This is a genomic window from Fulvimarina thalattae (assembly GCF_040239565.1).
Taxonomy (GTDB): Bacteria; Pseudomonadota; Alphaproteobacteria; order Rhizobiales; family Rhizobiaceae; genus Fulvimarina.
In genome coordinates this window covers 42882-61135 of record NZ_JBEHWS010000004.1, presented here as the reverse complement: position 1 = coordinate 61135, position 18254 = coordinate 42882, and the positions used below count along the sequence as shown (strand labels likewise).

The following is an 18254-nucleotide window of genomic DNA, read 5'->3' as shown; positions in this document are numbered from 1 at the left end:
GGAGGACAGCGCCGTGCGCGCCGAAATCGAACACATCGTCGACGAGACCAAGCAGACCATCGGGCTGCTGAGGAGGCATCTTTGACTGGGATCAAGCTCTCAGACGCCTCGACCATCTGAACAACAAAGCCGAAGATCCTTCGATCTGGGACGATCCGGCCGAGGCCCAGGCTCTGATGCGCGAGCGTCAGCATCTGGAGACCAACATCGCCGCGATCCGCGATCTAGAAAGCGCGGTCGAGGAGAATGTCGAACTCATCGCCATGGGCGAGGAGGAGGGCGACAGCGAGATCGTCTCCGAAGCCGAGGCGACGCTCAAGACGCTTCAGACCGACGCGGCCAAGCGCCAGATCGAGACGCTGCTTTCGGGCGAGGCGGACTCCAACGACACCTATATGGAAGTCCATTCCGGCGCCGGCGGCACGGAAAGCCAGGACTGGGCCTCGATGCTTCAGCGCATGTATATCCGCTGGGCGGAGCGCGCCAAGTTCAAGGTGGAAGTTCTGGAAGAGCAGGGCGGCGAAGAGGCTGGCATCAAGTCCACGACGCTTCTGATCAAGGGCCACAACGCCTATGGCTGGGCGAAGACGGAGTCGGGCGTACATCGCCTCGTCCGTATCTCGCCATACGACAGTCAGGCGCGGCGGCATACGTCCTTTGCCTCGGTATGGGTTTATCCGGTCGTCGATGACTCGATCGCTATCGAGGTCAACGAGTCGGATGTTCGGATCGACACCTACCGCGCGTCCGGTGCCGGCGGCCAGCACGTCAACACGACGGATTCGGCCGTTCGTATCACGCATATCGCGACCGGCATCGTCGTTGCCTGTCAGCAGGAGCGTTCGCAGCACAAGAACCGCGCAACGGCTTGGAACATGCTGAAAGCGCGTCTCTACGAGGCCGAACTCGAAAAGCGCGAAGCCGAAGCGAATGCGGAGGCTGCGTCCAAGACCGATATTGGCTGGGGCCACCAGATCCGCTCTTACGTCCTCCAGCCTTATCAGCTGGTGAAGGACTTGCGCACGGGCATTGAAAGCACGTCGCCTCAGGATGTGCTTGATGGCGAACTGGACGAGTTCATGGAAGCCGCTCTCGCGCACCGCGTCGAGGGCAAGAAGGCCGAAGTCGAGGACGTGCAATAAAGACGGGCAGGCGAGGGGCTTTCGATGGCCTCTCGCCGCTCCCGTTCTATTCAGCTCAAATCTTCGATTTGCCGACCTGCGCGGATAAAGCGCATCGGGTCGATCGCCTGTCCATTACGACGAACCTCGTAATGAAGATGAGGGCCTGTGCTGCGCCCGGTCGAGCCGACCGCGCCGAGCTGTGTGCCTGGCTCGATTTGGTCGCCCACCTTCACATCTATCCGCGACATATGCCCGAACCGGGTCTTGATACCGTTTCCATGGTCGATTTCGACGAGGTTTCCGTAACCACCGGCGCGGCCTGCGCGAACGACGGTGCCGGCTGCCGTCGCGCGGATCGGGGTACCCGAGCGTGCGGCATAGTCGATGCCAGCATGGAGCGCGCGGCGCTTGAGGAACGGATCAGAGCGGATGCCGAACCGCGAAGACATGAGGTTCTTTGCCATCGGCGCAGCGAAGGGAAGCCTTTCGGATACGCCGCGTAGTCCTTCGAGGCGGTCAAGCGCGTTTTCCAATTCGGCATAATGGGTGTCGAAGCCGGCGTTCTCCGGTACGGGCTCATAGGGTCCGCCGAGGGCAAGATCGATGTGCTCTTCGGGCTCGATACCGACCGAAGAGAGAACCGATGCGATTTGCGTCGATCGCTCGATCGCTTCGCTCGTCAACACCTTCATATTCGCGATTTGCTGGATTTCCGCATAGTCGATCGCCCGGCCGAAGCCGGAAAGTGCATCCTGGGAATGGTCGGATGTCGACTGGCGGAGCGAGGCCGTCTTGAAAGGATCTAGCAGATCGGGTTCGTCCGTTGCGCCGTCACTGTCTCCGCGAAGATTCAATGGCATGTTGGCTGGATCGGTTGCCTCTGCCGAAGCCCGGCGAATGCCGGAAATATCCGACGTGTCGCTCGCGAACTCGCCTTCCTCGAACGAAGGACGCGGGGTCGGAACAGGCGTGCTGTAGTTCGCGAAATCCGGCAGGATGCCGTTCTCGCGGGCTCGTTCGAAAATCGGTTCGAGTCGCTCGTATCGCTCGGCGATCATCTCCTGCTGGCTTAAAAGAACATCGACCTTCGACTCGACCATCTTCTGGGCGACGAACTGGCGGCTGGTCGCTTCGTCCAGTTTGGTGCGCAGATTGGCGAGGCGCGATTCGTAAGACTGGCGGAGAGCGCTTTCTGTCGGCACCGATGAGTGCGCAGAGTCCTGGAGGCCATAATAGGCCATACCGCCGAGAAGCATGGCGGCGAGGCCGCTGATGACGCTGCCACGCAGGAGATGGCGATGGTCAAGCGTTACATGCCGAACCTCTTCGCCACGCGCCATGACGAAGGTGATCGGCTGCTTCCTGCGTCCGAAACCTGCCCTTTGTCGTGGCGACGCATCCATCTGCGAAAAGCGCTCCCATGCTCTGCTCGGGGCGGGCGTCTCGAAGTCAGGAGAGATGCTATTCCGCCATGGCGCATAAGACGCGATTAACGTTAACGAAAGCTTTCATTCTGGGCATCGCGCAACGATCGAACCGAACCCAAGGCGTAGCATCCGCAGGGGTTTGGAGATTTGTAGCGTTGGGAATCAACCGCTTGCCATGAACGTTCGAAAGATAAGCAGAAGGCTTCTTTTTCGCGGTTTCATCGCGAAAGGGGCGAGAGCGAGCGGTAGAATGTGGGCGTCAGCCCTGCCTCGGCACGGGCCCGATCGTTGAAGGGCGCTTTGACCTCGCCGCGGAAGCACTCGCGCACGAGTTCCTGAAAGCGCCGTGCCGGATCGATCCGCTGACGCGCGCAGAGAAAGCGGAACCACTTCGCACCGATCGCGACGTGCTTCTTCTCGTCGCGATAGATGATTTCGAGGATGGCGGCGGTCTCTCGATCGTTCACTTCGTTCAGCTTGGTGATCATCGACGGCGTTACGTCGAGACCGCGTGCTTCAAGAATCAGTGGGACGATGGCGAGTCGGGCCGCGAGGTCGTGCGCCGTCGCCTCGACGGCTTGCCAGAGCCCGTCATGGGCGGGCATTGCGCCATAATGGGAGCCGAGCTCTTCCAGACGGCGGGACAGCAGGCCGAAATGCTTGGCCTCCTCCAGTGCGACCGTCATCCAGCCGTCGAAGAAGGTGCGGGGCACTGGCTGGTCGGCAAAGCGCGCCACGATATCGAGAGCGAGGTCGATGGCGTTGAGCTCGATATGGGCGAGAGCGTGGATCAGTGTGATCCGCCCTTCCTCACTATGTACCGAGCGACGCTTCACGAAGCGGGGATGGACGAGGTCTGGCTTCTCAGGCCGGCCCGGCCGCGTTGGCAGCTTCGGGTCGTCCGGCGCATGGAGGCCGATCCGCCGCCCAAACCAGAGCCGGCAGGCAAGATTGGTCGCCCGCACCTTCTCGCCAAGGTCGGTCGCGGCAAGGGCCTCGATCGCCGCCCGCCTCAGAGTTCCGGGATGATGATCTTCGCTTTGGTCCGCCATCAGGCCGAAGCGTGCGCCTTGGCAGCTTCCAGAACAGCCTCGGCATGGCCGGGCACCTTCACCTTCGGCCAGAGCTTGACGATCTTGCCTTCGGCATCGGCGAGCACGGTCGTGCGCTCGACGCCCATATATTTCTTGCCATACATGGATTTCTCGACCCAGACGCCGCAGGCTTCGAGGAACGTCTTCTCCTCATCCGCGAGAAGCCGCACGCTCAGATCGTGCTTTTCCTTGAACTTGACGTGCTTTTTCACCGGGTCCGGGGAGACGCCGAGCACAGGAACACCGAGCTTATCGAACTCGGATTTGAGCCCGGAAAATGCGATTGCTTCGTTGGTGCAGCCGGAGGTGTCGCCCTTCGGATAGAAGTAGATCACGAAGGGCTTGCCCTTCAGATCGGCAAGCGAGACCGTCGTGCCTGTCTCGTCCGGCAGGGCAAAATCGGGGAGGGCGGCACCTTCGGAAAGCGACATGGATTGCGTCCTTCGTTGTGTGGGTTTCAGATTGTTTCCGCAGCTCGCATCTAAATCGGCTTCACCAGCACATGCTTCTTGCGGCCGACGGAAAGCTTGATGGCCCCGTCGCGCGTCATGCTCGTATCGAGCTGCATGCGCTCGTCGGTGACGGCGTCGTCGTTTACTTTCACCGCGCCGCCCTTTACGTGCCGGCGCGCCTCACCGTTCGAGCCCGCAAGCCCTGCTGAGACGAGAACGCTGAGGAGGCCAGTGCCCGCTTCGAGTTCGGCGCTCGGCACGCCGATCGAGGGCAAGCTTTCGGACGCGATGCCTTCCTCGAAGGTCTGGCGCGCGGTCTCGGCGGCAGCATCCGCCGCCTCCCGGCCGTGCAGCATCGCGGTGATTTCGGTCGCCAGACGCTTCTTTGCGTCGTTGATCTCCGAGCCGCTTAAGGCTGCGAGCCGCGCGATCTCGTCCATGGATAGCACCGTGTAGAGCTTGAAGAAGCGTTCGACATCGGCGTCCTCGGTGTTTCGCCAGTACTGCCAGAAGTCGTAGGGGCTCTTCATGTCCGGGTTCAGCCAGACTGCGCCGTCGGCGGTCTTGCCCATCTTGGCACCCGAGGACGTCGTCAGGAGCGGCGATGTGAGCGCGAAGAGTTCGGCTCCCTCCATTCGGCGGCCGAGATCGATGCCGTTGACGATGTTGCCCCACTGATCCGAACCGCCCATCTGCAGCCGGCAGCCATATCGTTTGTTGAGTTCGACAAAGTCGTAGGCCTGCAGGATCATGTAGTTGAATTCGAGGAAGGAGAGCGACTGCTCCCGGTCGAGCCGCAGCTTCACCGAATCGAAGGACAGCATCCGATTGACCGAGAAGTGCCGGCCTACATCGCGGAGGAATTCGACATAGTTGATGTCGAGCAACCAGTCGGCATTGTTGGCCATCACCGCGTCGGTCGGCCCATCGCCCATGGTCAGGTAATTCTCGAAGCCGCGGCGGATACCGGCGAGGTTTTCCTCGATCATCTCGGTGGTTTGCAGCTTGCGCGCCTCGTCCTTGAAGGACGGATCGCCGATCATGCCTGTCCCGCCGCCCATCAGCGCGATCGGCTTGTGGCCGGTCTTCTGCATCCAGTGCAGCATCATGATCTGCATGAGCGAGCCGACATGGAGGCTCTTCGCCGTCGGATCGAACCCGATATAACCAGTCACGGTCTCCGTCCGGAACAGGTCGTCGAGCCTTGTGTCGTCCGACGTCTGGTGGATGAAGCCGCGCTCGCTCAGCGTATGGAGAAAATCTGACCGAAATCCGCTCATATCGTCATGCCTTGGATTGCTGTCCGGCCCTTGCAATGGATGCGCCGGTTGTTGAAGGCTCGTTTATCAGCCCTGCGGCTGAATTCCAGTGGCGGAGAGGATTTTGACGTCTGACGACAAAGATGAATACAGCGCGATCGGCCTGATGAGCGGGACATCGCTCGATGGGATCGACGTCGCGCTGATAGAGACGGACGGCGAGAATCGTTTGAAACGCGGTCCCGCACGAACCTACGAATACGAACATGCCATGCGCCTTCGCCTGGAAGAGGCGCTGGAGATCGGCAAGACGCTTGCGGACCGCACCGATCGACCGGATGGATTGTCGGGTATCGAGACCGCGCTGACAGCACGTCACGCCGAAGTCGTGCGCCGTTTTGCCTCTGAAATCGGCATCGATATCTCGGAGATCGATCTCGTCGGATTCCACGGACAGACAGTCCTCCACCGGCCCGAAAAGGCTCTCACCGTGCAGATCGGCGACGGTACAAAGCTTTCGGCCTCCCTCGGGATGACTGTCATTTGGGATATGCGCGCAGAGGACATGAAGGCAGGCGGGCAGGGCGCCCCGCTGGTGCCGGCCTATCACCGCGCGCTCGCGGCCAATCTGCCGCCGGAATTCGACGCGCGGCCCGTCGCCTTCGTGAATATCGGTGGGATTTCGAACATCACCTATATCGATGGCGATGACGATCCGATCGCTTTCGACTGCGGACCGGGCAATGCGTTGATCGACCAGTGGCTCCAGCGGGAAGCCGGCATACCGTTCGATCAGAACGGCCGGATCGCGAGCGAAGGGGGCGTCATCGACGATCTCGCGTTACGCTATCTCTCTTCAGATTTCTTCGTAAGAAAGACGCCGAAGTCGCTGGATCGGTTCGATTTTCCGGTTCCCCGAACCGAAGACGGCGAACTCTCAGACGTTGCCAGAACCCTCTGCCACGTGACGGCGGAGGCGATCGCCCTTTCACGCGACCATCTGCCCGAGCCGCCGAAGCTTTGGATCATTGCAGGAGGAGGCCGCCGCCATCCATTTATCATGTCGGATCTGGCCGAAGCTGTCGGTGACGAGGCGGATGTCGTCCTTGCCGAGGATTGCGGATTCGACGGTGACGCAATGGAGGCCGAAGCCTGGGCTTATCTGGCGGTACGTTCGCTGAGAGGCCTTCCGCTCACCTTCCCGACGACGACAGGATGTCGGGAAGCTGTGAGCGGCGGAATTGTATCAAGGCCGGATGACCGGCCCGAAGATTAGCGGAGCCGCTTCAGCTTGGGGTCCGACAATTCGCCCGCGAGTCGCTGGTCTAGATATTCCGAACAGTTGGTGATGAGGGCGTCCGTCTGGTCCTGAAAAAAGTGGTTCGCCCCTTCCATCGTCTTCTGCGTGATGACGATACCCTTCTGGGTCTTCAGCTTGTCGACGAGTACCTGAACATCCTTCGGCGGGGCCACGCGGTCCCGGTCGCCGTGGATGATGAGCCCGGACGACGGGCAGGGGGCAAGGAACGAGAAATCGTAGGTGTTCGGCTGCGGCGCGATCGAGAAGAAACCCTCGATCTCTGGACGGCGCATCAGAAGCTGCATGCCGATCCAGGCACCGAAGGAATAGCCGGCGACCCAAGTTTCCTTCGAATCGGGATGGATGCTCTGGATCCAGTCCAGCGCGGAGGCAGCGTCCGAAAGTTCACCGGAGCCGTGGTCGAACTCGCCCTGGCTCCGCCCGATGCCGCGGAAGTTGAAGCGCAGCGTCGTAAACCCACGCTCCACGAACATGTAGAACAGCTGATAGACGATCTGGTTGTTCATCGTCCCACCGAAACGCGGATGGGGGTGCAGGACGATCGCGATGGGCGCGTTCTTTTCCTTCGCCGGCTGATAGCGGCCTTCAAGGCGCCCGGCGGGTCCCGTGAAAATGACTTCGGGCATTCGTCTCCGTTCCGAGATCGTGTCGCAGCCCCTGTAAACGGGCGCGTGTCTTGACGCGCCGAGTGGGGCTTCATAGGTTCTAGTTTAGAACAATTCCAAACTGATGAATGGCTTCGGCTTATCTAGTCTGTTAGGGATCGGTTTTTCAAGGAATTTGCGCAGCGGACAGACATATGGCCGATGCGATGGACGATAGGGAGCCCATGGCCGGCGCGGCGAACCGCATCTATCTCGACCACAACGCCTCGGCGCCACTCCGCCCGGAGGCGCGCGAGGCGTTGGTCGCAGCGCTCGGCAGCGCCAATCCGTCCTCCGTCCATGCGGAAGGACGCGCCGCGCGTGCGCTCGTCGAAGATGCCCGTCGTGCCGTTGCCGATCTTGTCGGTTGTAATCCAGGCGAAGTCACCTTTACCAGCGGTGCCAGCGAAGCGGCGAATATGGCGCTTTCTCCGGAATGGCTGATCGAGGGCAAGCGGCAGGTGCATGAAGCGCTCGCCGTGCTGCGGACCGACCATTCGGCTTTCATAGAGGGCGGCCGGTTCGATGCGGAGAGTATCACTCTGATCGATGTCGATCGCGACGGGGTAATCCGAACTGATTCGCTTTCCGCCTGGCTAGAAGCCGTCGACGGAGTGCCTGCCGTTCTTGCCATCGGGCTCGCGAATTCCGAAAGCGGCGTCATTCAGGACATCGCCTGGCTTGCCGACAAGCTCGAAGGCCGGGATATCCGCCTTGCCGTCGATGCCAGTCAGTATGCGGGCCGTTTGCCGCTCGATTTCGACACCTGTCCTGCGGATGCGCTCATCCTGTCGAGCCACAAGCTCGGCGGACCAAAAGGTGTCGGCGCGATCGTGCTCAAGTCGACTTCGACACGGCCGTTTCCGCTGATCCGGGGCGGGGGCCAGGAAAAGGGGCGCCGCTCGGGTACCGAGCCGGTGGCCGAGATTGCAGGGTTCGGCGCCGCGGTTCGTGCCGCCAAGTTCGAACTTCGCAACGACGATGGTCGGATGGGTCGGCTGCGCGATATGATGGAGAATGCAGCCACGGAGCGCTCGCCGGAAACTACCGTGCTTGGACGGAACGCACACCGGTTGCCGAACACGAGCGCCTTCCTGACGCCCGGCCTCAAGAGCGAGACGGCCCAGATCGGGCTGGATCTTGCCGGCCTTGCCGTCTCGGCTGGATCTGCCTGTTCGTCGGGCAAGGTCGGCAAAAGCCATGTGGTGGCGGCGATGGCAGAGGCGGGCCTGGACGTTGATCCCGCCGATGGCGCTGTCCGCGTCAGCTTCGGCCGCCAGACGAACGAGGAAGACCTGATGCGCTTCGTCAACGAATATGTTCGGCTCGCGACGAAAGCCGCACCAAAGCCGCGGAGCATGAACCACGCGGCTTGACGTCGCGGTTGAGGATATTTCGAACGGAGCGGCGGGCCCCTCAATTCCGGGCCGGATCGTTCCTATCTTAATCGGTGTACCGGACATGTGTTTTTCGGTATGCGCCAGACATGACCGTCCCCGGGCTTTGACCCCGGAGAGTATGGAGAAGAATATGCCGGCCGTTCAGGAAACGATCGACAGTGTCCGCAAGATCGACGTGGACCAGTACAAATACGGGTTCGAGACTCTGATCGAGATGGACGTTGCGCCCAAGGGGTTCAACGAGGAGATCATCAAGCTGATCTCTGCCAAGAAGAACGAGCCGCAATGGATGCTCGACTGGCGCCTGAAGGCGTTCGAGCGCTGGAAGACAATGGAGACGCCTGACTGGGCGCGGCTCGATTATCCTCCGATCGACTTCCAGGACATCCACTATTATGCGGCTCCGAAGTCGATGTCCGGCCCTAACTCTCTCGACGAGGTCGATCCGGAGATTCTGAAGACCTATGAGAAGCTCGGCATTCCGCTGAAGGAGCAGGAAATACTCGCCGGTGTCCGCAAGATGGATGAACCGAGCGAGTTCGACGACGATTCCGGCACACCGCCGGCCGGCCAGAACGGCCAGTCGCGCGTGGCTGTCGATGCCGTGTTCGATTCGGTCTCCGTCGCGACGACCTTCAAGAAGGAACTTGAGAAGGCCGGCGTGATCTTCATGCCGATCTCCGAGGCAATCCGCGAGCATCCCGAACTCGTCCAGAAATATCTTGGCTCGGTCGTGCCGATCTCGGACAACTACTTTGCCACGATGAACTCGGCCGTCTTCACCGACGGCTCGTTCGTCTACGTGCCGAAGGGCGTTCGCTGTCCGATGGAGCTCTCCACCTATTTCCGCATCAATGAGCGGAACACGGGGCAGTTCGAGCGCACGCTCATCATCGCCGACGAAGGTGCCTACGTCTCATATCTGGAAGGCTGCACAGCGCCCCAGCGCGATGAGAACCAGCTCCACGCTGCGGTCGTTGAACTGGTCGCCCTCGGCGATGCCGAGATCAAGTATTCCACGGTCCAGAACTGGTATCCGGGCGACAAGGACGGCAAGGGCGGCATCTACAACTTCGTCACCAAGCGTGGCGATTGCCGGGGCGACAATTCGCGTATCTCGTGGACACAGGTCGAGACCGGCTCGGCGATTACGTGGAAATACCCGTCCTGCATCCTGCGTGGCGACAACACGCGCGGCGAGTTTTATTCCATCGCTGTTTCGAACGGTCGCCAGCAGATCGATTCCGGCACGAAGATGATCCATCTCGGCAAGAACACGTCGAGCCGCATCATCTCGAAGGGTATTTCCGCGGGCCATTCGAACAACACCTATCGCGGTCAGGTTTCGGCCCACCGCAAGGCGAAGAACGCCCGCAATTTCACCCAGTGCGATTCGCTGCTGATCGGTGAGGAATGCGGTGCTCACACCGTGCCCTATATCGAATCGAAGAATGCCACCGCGCAGTTCGAGCACGAGGCGACCACTTCGAAGATCTCCGACGACCAGCTCTTCTATTGCATGCAGCGCGGCATTCCTGAGGAAGAGGCTGTCGCCCTGATCGTCAACGGCTTCGTCAAGGACGTCATCCAGCAGCTGCCGATGGAATTCGCGGTCGAAGCCCAGAAGCTGATTGGGATTTCGCTGGAAGGAAGCGTGGGGTGATCTCGGCCACACGGACTGTAGCGCTCCGGATCACGCGGCGCTGTGGACGGCTTTGCTTCGTCACGTCTTCGCGGGATCGGCTGGAGTGTCGCGACTGATGACCGACGGAACCGTCATCGTCTGGTATGCGGCCATCTGCGGGATCCTCGGCGCCGTCGCGCCTCGCCTTGGCGGAACGGTGCTGCGGCTCGCGGTTGGCGCGCTCGTCGGGGGTGCCGCGGCCACGCTTCTCCCGGTCGCCCGCGCTAGCCTTGGCTTGTAACCGTTGGCGAGCCGGCTCGACGACGATGACCTCAACATGAAGAATTGCGCAATTTGCGCCTGATGAACGACACTGGACGGAACAACATGCTCGAAATCAAGAACCTTCACGCCCGCGTCGCCGACGAGGGAACCGAAATCCTTCGTGGCGTCGACCTGACCGTACAGGACGGCGAAGTCGCTGCCATTATGGGGCCAAACGGCTCCGGTAAGTCGACGCTTTCCTACATTCTCGCCGGCCGCGAGGACTATGAGGTCACCGACGGCGACATTCTCTACAATGGCGAGTCGATCCTCGAGATGGACCCGGCCGAGCGCGCCGCCTCCGGCGTCTTCCTCGCCTTCCAGTATCCGCTGGAAATCCCGGGTGTCGCGACGATGACCTTTCTCAAGACCGCGCTCAACGCCCAGCGAAAGGCGCGCGGTGAGGGAGAGCTAACCACGCCGGAATTCATGCGCCGGGTAAAGGCTTCCGCGGGCGATCTGAAGATCAATCCGGACATGCTGAAGCGTCCGCTGAACGTGGGCTTTTCGGGCGGTGAGAAGAAGCGCGCCGAAATTCTCCAGATGGCACTGCTAGAGCCCAAGCTCTGCGTCATGGACGAGACCGATTCCGGCCTCGACATCGATGCGCTGAAGATCGTTGCCGACGGCGTCAACGCGCTGCGTTCGCCGGAGCGCTCCTTCCTCGTCATCACGCACTATCAGCGTCTTCTCGACTATATCGTGCCGGACACCGTGCATGTCCTGTCGAAGGGCCGCATCGTGAAGACCGGCGACAAGGATCTCGCTTTGCAGCTCGAAAAGGAAGGCTACAGCCAGATCATCGAAGAGGCCGCGTAATCATGAGCGTTACCGAACTTCGACCCCGCACGCCCGCGGAAACGCGGCTGATCCAGCTCGCGGAAGCCCAGGGCGAGAACGAAAACGCTCGCCGTCCTGCGATCGAGGTACTGCGACGCGAAGGCTTGCCGACCCGCAAGGTCGAGGCCTGGCACTATACCGATCTGCGTCAGCTGATGGGTAAGCGGCTCGGCTCCGATGATGCCGTCGAAGCGCTGCGCGAGAGCGGCGAGACGATCCTGGAGCCCTTCCTCCACGGTTCATCCGTCATCGATCTCGATGCGCCTGAAACTGCCCACCTGCCTAGCGGCGTAACGGTCGGTGCTTTCGAAGGCCAAGCCGACTGGCAGGAGACGCCGAACCGGCTCGATCGGTCGATCGATACAGTTCGCGCATTAAACGCTGCCTTCGGTGCCGCGTCGAACAAGATCGAGATCGCGGCCGGTGCCAATCTCGACCAAGCTCTGGAGCTTCGTCCAGCGACCGGCTTGAAGAGCCATGCGTTCACGTCCGTTTCGATCGGCGACAAGGCCGAGGCGACCATCGTCGAGCGGCTCGATGGCGGATCGAACGGCGCACCCTCTACCGGTGTGAACACGCTTCATGTTGGTGCAGGCGCGAACGTGCTCTGGATCGTCGATCAGGAAAAGGGTCTCGAGGCAAGCCATCTCGGCCAGCTGTCGGTCCTTCTCGAAGCCGATGCGGTGTTCAGGCTTTTCGTCCTGAATGCCGGCGGCGGGCTCGTGCGCTACGAAGTCCACACCGATGTCGTAGGCGAAGGTGCGGACGTTCAGATCAAGGGCGTCAACCTTTTGCATGCCGGACAGCATGTCGACGTGACGACGACGCTGAACCACACGGTTGCCCACACCACGGCCACTGAGACCTTCCGCAATGTCGTCACCGGTGGTCACGGCGTTTTTCAGGGCATCATCAAGGTCGCGCGGGGTGCGCAGAAGACCGATGCGAAGATGGCCTGCAATTCGCTCCTTCTGTCGGACGAGGGCGATTTCTCGGCCAAGCCCGAGCTGGAAATCTTCGCCGACGACGTGCAGTGCGGCCACGGTGCTACGGCAGGAGAGATCGATGCCGATCACCTGTTCTACCTGATGTCGCGCGGCATCCCCGGCGATCAGGCCCGTGCGCTCCTGATCCAGGCCTTCGTCGCCGAAGTCGTCGAGGAGCTGGAGGTCGAGGAGATCGAAGAGGCTCTGAACACGCGCATCGAGAAATGGCTCGAGGCCAATATCAGCTAGCAGTCTGATCCTCGGCCAGACCTTTATGACAAGACGAGGCCGGCGAGAGTCCGGCCCGTCTGATGTTTGACGCTTCGACGGAAGATGAGCCGAAGCGCCCATGTCCGACCAGATGTCGGGCGGCATGCCATTGGAGTTCATTCCATGACCACTGAGACGATCCCAGACGTGAGAACCCGCGACGTAAAGCGTTACGACGTCGAGGCTGTGCGCCGGGACTTCCCGATTCTGGCGAAAGAGGTCTACGGCAAGCCGCTTGTCTATCTCGATAACGGGGCCTCGGCCCAGAAGCCGCGGCAGGTGATCGATCGGATCACTTACGCCTACGAGAACGAATACGCTAACGTCCATCGCGGCCTGCATTTTCTGTCGAACGCCGCGACGGATGCCTATGAGGCTTCGCGCGAGGCCGTGCGGAGCTTTCTGAACGCGCAATCGAGCGACGAAATCGTCTTCACGCGTTCAGCGACCGAGGCGATCAATCTCGTCGCCTATGGCTGGGCCATGCAGGAGATCGGTGAGGGCGACGAAATCGTCATCACTCAGGCTGAGCACCACTCCAATATTGTACCTTGGCATTTCCTGCGGGAGCGGAAGGGCGCCAAGCTCGTTTTCGTGCCTGTCGAGGACGACGGCTCGATCCCCGTCGAGGCCTTCGAGAAGGCGATCACGCCGCGCACCAAATTGGTCGCCACGACCCACATGTCGAACGTCCTCGGCACCGTCGTCGACGTGAAGGCGGTGACAGAACTCGCCCACTCGAAGGGCATCCCCGTCCTCGTCGATGGCAGCCAGGGTGCGGTGCATCTGCCCGTCGACGTCGCCGATATCGGCTGCGACTGGTATGCCTTTACCGGCCACAAGGTTTATGGGCCGTCGGGCATCGGCGTTCTCTACGGCAAGCGCGATATGCTTGAGCGCATGCAGCCCTTCAACGGCGGCGGCGAGATGATCGTCGAGGTGAGCGAGACCGGCGTCTCCTACAACGCACCGCCCCATCGCTTCGAGGCAGGCACGCCGCCCATCGTCCAGGCGATCGGTCTCGGCGCTGCTCTCAGCTACATGGACGGGATCGGCCGCGAGGCGATCGCCTTGCACGAGGCCGAAATTGGCGCCTACGCTCATCAGCGTCTCAAGCAGATCAATTCGCTGCGCATTTACGGTGAGGCGCCGGGCAAAGGGGCCATCGTCTCCTTCGACATCGAAGGAATTCATGCCCACGATATTTCCATGGTAATCGATCGCGAAGGAATTGCTGTGCGTGCCGGCACCCATTGCGCCCAGCCGCTCTTGAACCGGTTCGGCACCACGTCCACATGCCGTGCATCCTTCGGGATGTACAATACCATGGCGGAAGTGGATAAATTGGCCGAGGCGCTCGAAAAGGCGCGCCGGTTCTTCGCCTGAGGAGCTTTGATGACCGAAGAGAACGAGACCAGGCCGCAAGCCACCGAAGACAACACCGCAGCCGCCAATGTCGCGATGGCGCAGGGCGAGGCTGCCACCAAATCGGCGATCCCGCCGGAGGAGCTCACGCGGCTTACCGACGATATCATCGGCGCGCTGAAGACGGTCTATGACCCCGAAATCCCGGCCGACATCTACGAGCTCGGGCTGATCTACAAAGTCGATATCGACGACAGTCGCGATATCGATATCGAGATGACGCTGACCGCGCCCGGTTGTCCTGTGGCCGGTGAAATGCCCATATGGGTGGAGAATGCTGTCGCTTCCGTCGATGGTGTCGGTCAGGTGAAGGTGGAGATTGTCTTCGATCCGCCGTGGACGCCCGAGCGGATGAGCGAAGAGGCGCAGGTCGCTGTCGGCTGGTTCTGACCGTCAGACCAAAGACGCGATGCGAGATTGTCCGGCCGATCAGCCGGAGAAAGGACCGAAGCCATGGGCCGTTTCCAGGTACTTTCCATGACCGACGCTGCGGCAAGCCGCGTCCAGGCGATCCTCAAGAACGCGGACGCTGACGCCTTGGGCGTACGGGTCGGCGTCAAGAAGGGTGGCTGTGCGGGTATGGAATACACCGTCGAACTCGCCAAGGAGCATCGCGACAACGAAGACATCATCGAAAAGGACGGCGCGCGCGTGTATATCGCGCCGGAAGCCGTACTCTTTCTGCTCGGCACCGAGATGGACTACGAAGAGACCGTCCTGCGCTCCGGTTTTGTCTTCAACAATCCTAACCAGACATCGGCCTGCGGCTGCGGCGAGTCCGTGGAACTGAAGGCTGCCGATCTGAAGTCGCTTGCCGAACAAAGGGCAGATGCCTGAACCGGGCTCTTTTCGTCCTATATCCTGATCCACTTGCAGCCCATCGGCGGGCTTCACTGTTTACATCCGAGTTCTCCGCGTCATGTCTGCCGGGAGCGCCGCGCACTTCCTTGCGGCTCCGGAATATCATGGCAAGAGGGTAGGGGTACTCATGAGCAATGTGTTGGCAGTCGGCCGATATGACGCGATCAGCAATTCAGCGATCGAAGACGAGGGCTGGACTTTCCTGCCTTCGATGAAGGAAGGCGCCGAACTGGACGAGGCGGCGCGTAACGAAATCCGTGCGGTGGCTTATCTCGGTCATCACGCCTTCGGCGGCGATCTGATGGACAAGTTCCCGAACCTTGGATTGATCGCCAATTACGGCGTTGGTTACGATGCGATCGATGTCGAAGCGGCATCGGCACGCAATATCAAGGTCACCAACACGCCTGATGTCCTGTCGGACGAAGTGGCCGATCTCACGGTTGCGATGCTTCTCGCCCAGCTGCGATCCGTTCCGCAGGCCGATCGCCATGTGCGCTCGGGCGCCTGGGACAGGAAGGTGCCGTTTCCCCTTCAGCGCAAGATGAGCGGCCAGAAGGTCGGCGTTGTCGGTCTCGGGCGAATCGGACGCGAGATCGCCGACCGGTTCGCGGCCTTCAAGATGGAAATCCACTACTGGTCGCGGAAGCCCAAAGACGTGCCGAACGGCTGGGTCTTTCATGAGGACGCTCTCGGTTTGATGAGCGCGGTCGATTTCGCGGTCATCGCGCTGGTCGGCGGGCCGGACACTGAAGGTTTCGTGTCGAAGGAGCTGATCGAAGCGCTGGGACCAAAAGGTATTCTCGTCAACATCTCCCGCGGTTCGACGATCGACGAAGAAGCGATGATCGAAGCCCTTCAGGATGGCCGTCTCGGCGGCGCCTGCCTTGACGTCTTCCGCAACGAGCCCCATGCGGACAAGCGCTTCTACGACATGGAGAACGTCATTCTTCAGCCGCATCAGGCGTCCGCGACCGTGGAGACCCGGGCCGCCATGGGCAAGCTTCAGCGGGACAACATCAAGGCCTATATCTCGGGCGAGCAGCCACTGACCCCGGTGAACTGATCCGACTTCCAACGCTTCTGCGTGGGTCCGTTCGCGCAATCGATCGAGTTGCGTGAGAAGCCGGAGGCTTCGTTTTGCGGCGTGCAGGAGCGTCTGCACTTGATATCGGTTGAATGAAAAACGCCCGGGTCCGTCTGGACTTCGGGCGTTTTATGTCTTCTGGCTATGCCATCAACGCTTGAAGGCGCGGGGCGGTCCGAACGAAACGAACCGCATCCCAGACCTCAGAACAGACCTTCGATCTGGCCCTGATCGTTGAGCCGGATCGATTCGGCCGCCGGCGTCCTTGGCAGGCCCGGCATGGTCATCACCGCACCGCAGATTACCACCACGAAACCGGCGCCAGCCGACAGCCGCACTTCGCGGATCGGAATCTTGAATCCGGTCGGCGCGCCCCGCTTTGAGGGATCGGTCGAGAAGGAATACTGGGTCTTTGCCATACAGACCGGCAGATTGCCGTAGCCTTGATCCTCCCAGTCCTTCAGCTGAGCGAGGGTCTTGTCGTCGACGTCGATCCCGTCCGCACGGTAGACCTCTTTGGCAACGGTCTCGATCTTTTCCACGAGACCCATCTCGTCCGGATAGAGCGGCTTGTAATCGGATTTCCCGCTCTCGCAGACCTCGGCGACCTTCGTCGCGAGTTCGGTCACACCCTTTGAGCCTTCCGCCCAGTGCTTGGCGATAATCGCATCCTCGGCGCCAGTTTGCTTGGCAAAGTCGACGACCGCCTGCAGCTCGGCCTCCGTGTCCTTGATGAAGTGGTTGATCGCGACGATCACCGGAACGCCGAACTTCTTGAGATTCTCGATATGCCGGCCAAGATTGGCGCAGCCGTTTCTCACGGCTTCGACGTTCTCTGTGCCGAGATCGTCCTTCGCCACACCTCCGTTCATCTTGAGTGCGCGCACCGTCGCGACCAGCACCACCGCCTTCGGGCTGAGTCCCGCCTTGCGGCACTTGATGTTGAGGAACTTCTCCGCGCCGAGATCGGCCCCGAAGCCGGCTTCGGTGACCACGTAATCGGACAGCTTCAGCGCGGTCTTCGTCGCGATCACCGAATTGCAGCCATGGGCGATGTTGGCGAAGGGGCCGCCATGGACGAAGGCCGGGTTGTTCTCCAGCGTCTGCACGAGATTGGGCTGGATGGCATCCTTGAGGAGAACCGCCATCGCGCCTTCGGCCTTGATATCCTTCACGGTCACAGGTGTTTTATCGCGGCGCTGGCCGATGATGATGTTGCCGAGCCGCTCCTGCAGGTCGGCGAGATCGGTGGCGAGGCAGAGGATCGCCATCACTTCCGAGGCAACCGTGATGTCGAAGCGATCCTCTCGCGCGAACCCGTTGCTGACTCCGCCGAGCGAAATTGCGATGTGACGCAGGGAACGATCGTTCATGTCCATCACGCGCGGCCATGTCACGCGGCGCGAATCGATGCCCTGTTCATTGTCGTAATAGATGTGGTTGTCGATCATCGCCGACAGGAGATTGTGCGCGGTACCGATGGCGTGAATGTCGCCCGTGAAGTGGAGGTTCATGTCCTCCATGGGCACGATCTGGGCAAGCCCGCCTCCCGCGGCGCCCCCCTTGATGCCGAAGTTCGGGCCAAGCGAGGCTTCGCGGATGCAGATCGTTGCCTTCTTGCCGATGGCGTTGAGGCCGTCACCCAGGCCGACCGTCGTCGTCGTCTTGCCTTCGCCCGCAGGCGTCGGATTGACGGCGGTGACGAGGATCAGGTGGCCGTCTGGCCGGCCTTCCAGGCTCTTGATGAAATCCGCCGTGACCTTCGCCTTGTCGTGGCCGTATGGAAGGAGATGCTCTCCGGGAATTGCGAGCTTCTCTCCGATTTCCTGGATCGGCCTCTTCTTGGCCGCGCGCGCAATTTCGATATCGGACTTCACATCGCTCATTCATCACCTCCCTGGGCCATACGATATGGCAGTTCAGTAATGTTACGGGCAAAGCAGGAGTGAAGGAAACAGGTTTGAGACGAGAAAGCCCTTAGGGCAACCGAATTTCACCGAACGGGTAGGTGAGGGCCAGTATTCCGGCTGAAACCGTTTTGCCCTTTCAAACAACCTGAGCAATTGCACGTGGTGGTTTTGAGAGAACCGAGTCGCGGAATACGTTTCCCGCGCTC

17 protein-coding genes are annotated in these 18254 nt (G+C 61.0%); 11 read left to right on the top strand and 6 right to left on the bottom strand.

Annotation, left to right across the window (positions count from 1 at the left end):
• Positions 1-13 precede the first annotated feature (13 nt).
• A protein-coding gene (prfB, locus tag ABRA89_RS06690) for a peptide chain release factor 2 (protein ID WP_349940905.1) occupies positions 14-1142 on the top strand; the annotation gives its coding sequence in 2 pieces (ribosomal slippage) (positions 14-82 and positions 84-1142; 1128 coding nt in all).
• Positions 1143-1192: 50 nt separating this feature from the next.
• Here prfB and ABRA89_RS06685 read toward each other — a convergent pair.
• From ABRA89_RS06685 to tyrS, 4 genes are all read right to left on the bottom strand, one after another.
• A complete protein-coding gene (locus tag ABRA89_RS06685; RefSeq protein ID WP_349940681.1) occupies positions 1193-2527 on the bottom strand; it encodes a M23 family metallopeptidase in 1335 nt (444 codons plus the stop codon).
• A 242-nt stretch (positions 2528-2769) separates the two neighbouring features.
• Entirely contained in the window at positions 2770-3603 is an 834-nt protein-coding gene (locus ABRA89_RS06680) for a ferritin-like domain-containing protein (protein WP_349940680.1), read from the bottom strand.
• A complete protein-coding gene (locus ABRA89_RS06675) occupies positions 3603-4076 on the bottom strand; it encodes a peroxiredoxin (RefSeq protein ID WP_349940679.1) in 474 nt (157 codons plus the stop codon). The genes ABRA89_RS06680 and ABRA89_RS06675 overlap by 1 nt, the downstream gene beginning before the upstream one ends.
• 50 nt (positions 4077-4126) lie before the next feature.
• Positions 4127-5377 (bottom strand): tyrosine--tRNA ligase, encoded by a 1251-nt coding sequence (gene tyrS, locus ABRA89_RS06670; protein WP_349940678.1) that lies wholly within the window; start codon positions 5375-5377, stop codon positions 4127-4129.
• A gap of 103 nt (positions 5378-5480) precedes the next feature.
• On the opposite strand from tyrS, the gene ABRA89_RS06665 reads away from it, so the two are divergent.
• Positions 5481-6632 (top strand): anhydro-N-acetylmuramic acid kinase, encoded by a 1152-nt coding sequence (locus tag ABRA89_RS06665; RefSeq protein ID WP_349940677.1) that lies wholly within the window; start codon positions 5481-5483, stop codon positions 6630-6632.
• On the opposite strand, the gene ABRA89_RS06660 is transcribed toward ABRA89_RS06665, so the two are convergent.
• Positions 6629-7303 carry an alpha/beta hydrolase gene (locus ABRA89_RS06660; RefSeq protein WP_349940676.1) on the bottom strand — a complete coding sequence of 225 codons (675 nt, stop codon included), beginning with the start codon at positions 7301-7303 and terminating at the stop codon, positions 6629-6631. The genes ABRA89_RS06665 and ABRA89_RS06660 overlap by 4 nt on opposite strands.
• 173 nt (positions 7304-7476) lie before the next feature.
• Here ABRA89_RS06660 and ABRA89_RS06655 point away from each other — a divergent pair, with 173 nt between their 5' ends.
• The 9 genes from ABRA89_RS06655 (at position 7477) to ABRA89_RS06615 (ending at position 16117) form a co-directional block, all read left to right on the top strand.
• Positions 7477-8697 carry a cysteine desulfurase family protein gene (locus tag ABRA89_RS06655; RefSeq protein WP_349940675.1) on the top strand — a complete coding sequence of 407 codons (1221 nt, stop codon included), beginning with the start codon at positions 7477-7479 and terminating at the stop codon, positions 8695-8697.
• Between the two features lie 154 nt (positions 8698-8851).
• On the top strand, positions 8852-10384 hold the full coding sequence (gene sufB, locus ABRA89_RS06650; RefSeq protein WP_349940674.1) for a Fe-S cluster assembly protein SufB: 1533 nt from the start codon (positions 8852-8854) through the stop codon (positions 10382-10384).
• A gap of 85 nt (positions 10385-10469) precedes the next feature.
• On the top strand, positions 10470-10646 hold the full coding sequence (locus ABRA89_RS06645; protein WP_349940673.1) for a hypothetical protein: 177 nt from the start codon (positions 10470-10472) through the stop codon (positions 10644-10646).
• An 86-nt stretch (positions 10647-10732) separates the two neighbouring features.
• A complete protein-coding gene (gene sufC / locus ABRA89_RS06640) occupies positions 10733-11488 on the top strand; it encodes a Fe-S cluster assembly ATPase SufC (protein ID WP_349940672.1) in 756 nt (251 codons plus the stop codon).
• 2 nt (positions 11489-11490) lie between these two features.
• Complete coding sequence (gene sufD / locus ABRA89_RS06635; protein WP_349940671.1) at positions 11491-12744, top strand: Fe-S cluster assembly protein SufD; 1254 nt, start codon at positions 11491-11493, stop codon at positions 12742-12744.
• Positions 12745-12888: 144 nt separating this feature from the next.
• The gene (locus ABRA89_RS06630; RefSeq protein ID WP_349940670.1) at positions 12889-14151 is read left to right on the top strand and encodes a cysteine desulfurase; all 1263 of its coding nucleotides are present in this window, start codon (positions 12889-12891) and stop codon (positions 14149-14151) included.
• A 9-nt stretch (positions 14152-14160) separates the two neighbouring features.
• Positions 14161-14580, top strand: coding sequence for an SUF system Fe-S cluster assembly protein (locus ABRA89_RS06625; RefSeq protein WP_349940669.1), 420 nt, complete (start codon positions 14161-14163; stop codon positions 14578-14580).
• A 63-nt stretch (positions 14581-14643) separates the two neighbouring features.
• Positions 14644-15027 (top strand): Fe-S cluster assembly scaffold SufA, encoded by a 384-nt coding sequence (sufA, locus tag ABRA89_RS06620; protein ID WP_349940668.1) that lies wholly within the window; start codon positions 14644-14646, stop codon positions 15025-15027.
• Between the two features lie 151 nt (positions 15028-15178).
• Entirely contained in the window at positions 15179-16117 is a 939-nt protein-coding gene (locus ABRA89_RS06615) for a 2-hydroxyacid dehydrogenase (RefSeq protein WP_349940667.1), read from the top strand.
• Between the two features lie 224 nt (positions 16118-16341).
• On the opposite strand, the gene ABRA89_RS06610 is transcribed toward ABRA89_RS06615, so the two are convergent.
• Positions 16342-18024, bottom strand: a complete 1683-nt coding sequence (locus ABRA89_RS06610) for a formate--tetrahydrofolate ligase (protein WP_349940666.1) — start codon at positions 18022-18024, stop codon at positions 16342-16344.
• Positions 18025-18254 lie beyond the last annotated feature (230 nt).

Excerpts from the sequence above, each read along its gene's own strand:
- ABRA89_RS06610 (WP_349940666.1), bottom strand. The coding sequence starts at position 18,024 with ATGAGCGATGTGAAGTCCGATATCGAAATTGCGCGCGCGGCCAAGAAG.
- sufD (WP_349940671.1), top strand. The coding sequence starts at position 11,491 with ATGAGCGTTACCGAACTTCGACCCCGCACGCCCGCGGAAACGCGGCTG.
- ABRA89_RS06615 (WP_349940667.1), top strand. The coding sequence starts at position 15,179 with ATGAGCAATGTGTTGGCAGTCGGCCGATATGACGCGATCAGCAATTCA.
- sufA (WP_349940668.1), top strand. The coding sequence starts at position 14,644 with ATGGGCCGTTTCCAGGTACTTTCCATGACCGACGCTGCGGCAAGCCGC.
- ABRA89_RS06655 (WP_349940675.1), top strand. The coding sequence starts at position 7,477 with ATGGCCGATGCGATGGACGATAGGGAGCCCATGGCCGGCGCGGCGAAC.
- ABRA89_RS06630 (WP_349940670.1), top strand. The coding sequence starts at position 12,889 with ATGACCACTGAGACGATCCCAGACGTGAGAACCCGCGACGTAAAGCGT.
- tyrS (WP_349940678.1), bottom strand. The coding sequence starts at position 5,377 with ATGAGCGGATTTCGGTCAGATTTTCTCCATACGCTGAGCGAGCGCGGC.
- sufB (WP_349940674.1), top strand. The coding sequence starts at position 8,852 with ATGCCGGCCGTTCAGGAAACGATCGACAGTGTCCGCAAGATCGACGTG.
- ABRA89_RS06675 (WP_349940679.1), bottom strand. The coding sequence starts at position 4,076 with ATGTCGCTTTCCGAAGGTGCCGCCCTCCCCGATTTTGCCCTGCCGGAC.
- sufC (WP_349940672.1), top strand. The coding sequence starts at position 10,733 with ATGCTCGAAATCAAGAACCTTCACGCCCGCGTCGCCGACGAGGGAACC.
- ABRA89_RS06680 (WP_349940680.1), bottom strand. The coding sequence starts at position 3,603 with ATGGCGGACCAAAGCGAAGATCATCATCCCGGAACTCTGAGGCGGGCG.
- ABRA89_RS06685 (WP_349940681.1), bottom strand. The coding sequence starts at position 2,527 with ATGGATGCGTCGCCACGACAAAGGGCAGGTTTCGGACGCAGGAAGCAG.
- ABRA89_RS06625 (WP_349940669.1), top strand. The coding sequence starts at position 14,161 with ATGACCGAAGAGAACGAGACCAGGCCGCAAGCCACCGAAGACAACACC.
- ABRA89_RS06660 (WP_349940676.1), bottom strand. The coding sequence starts at position 7,303 with ATGCCCGAAGTCATTTTCACGGGACCCGCCGGGCGCCTTGAAGGCCGC.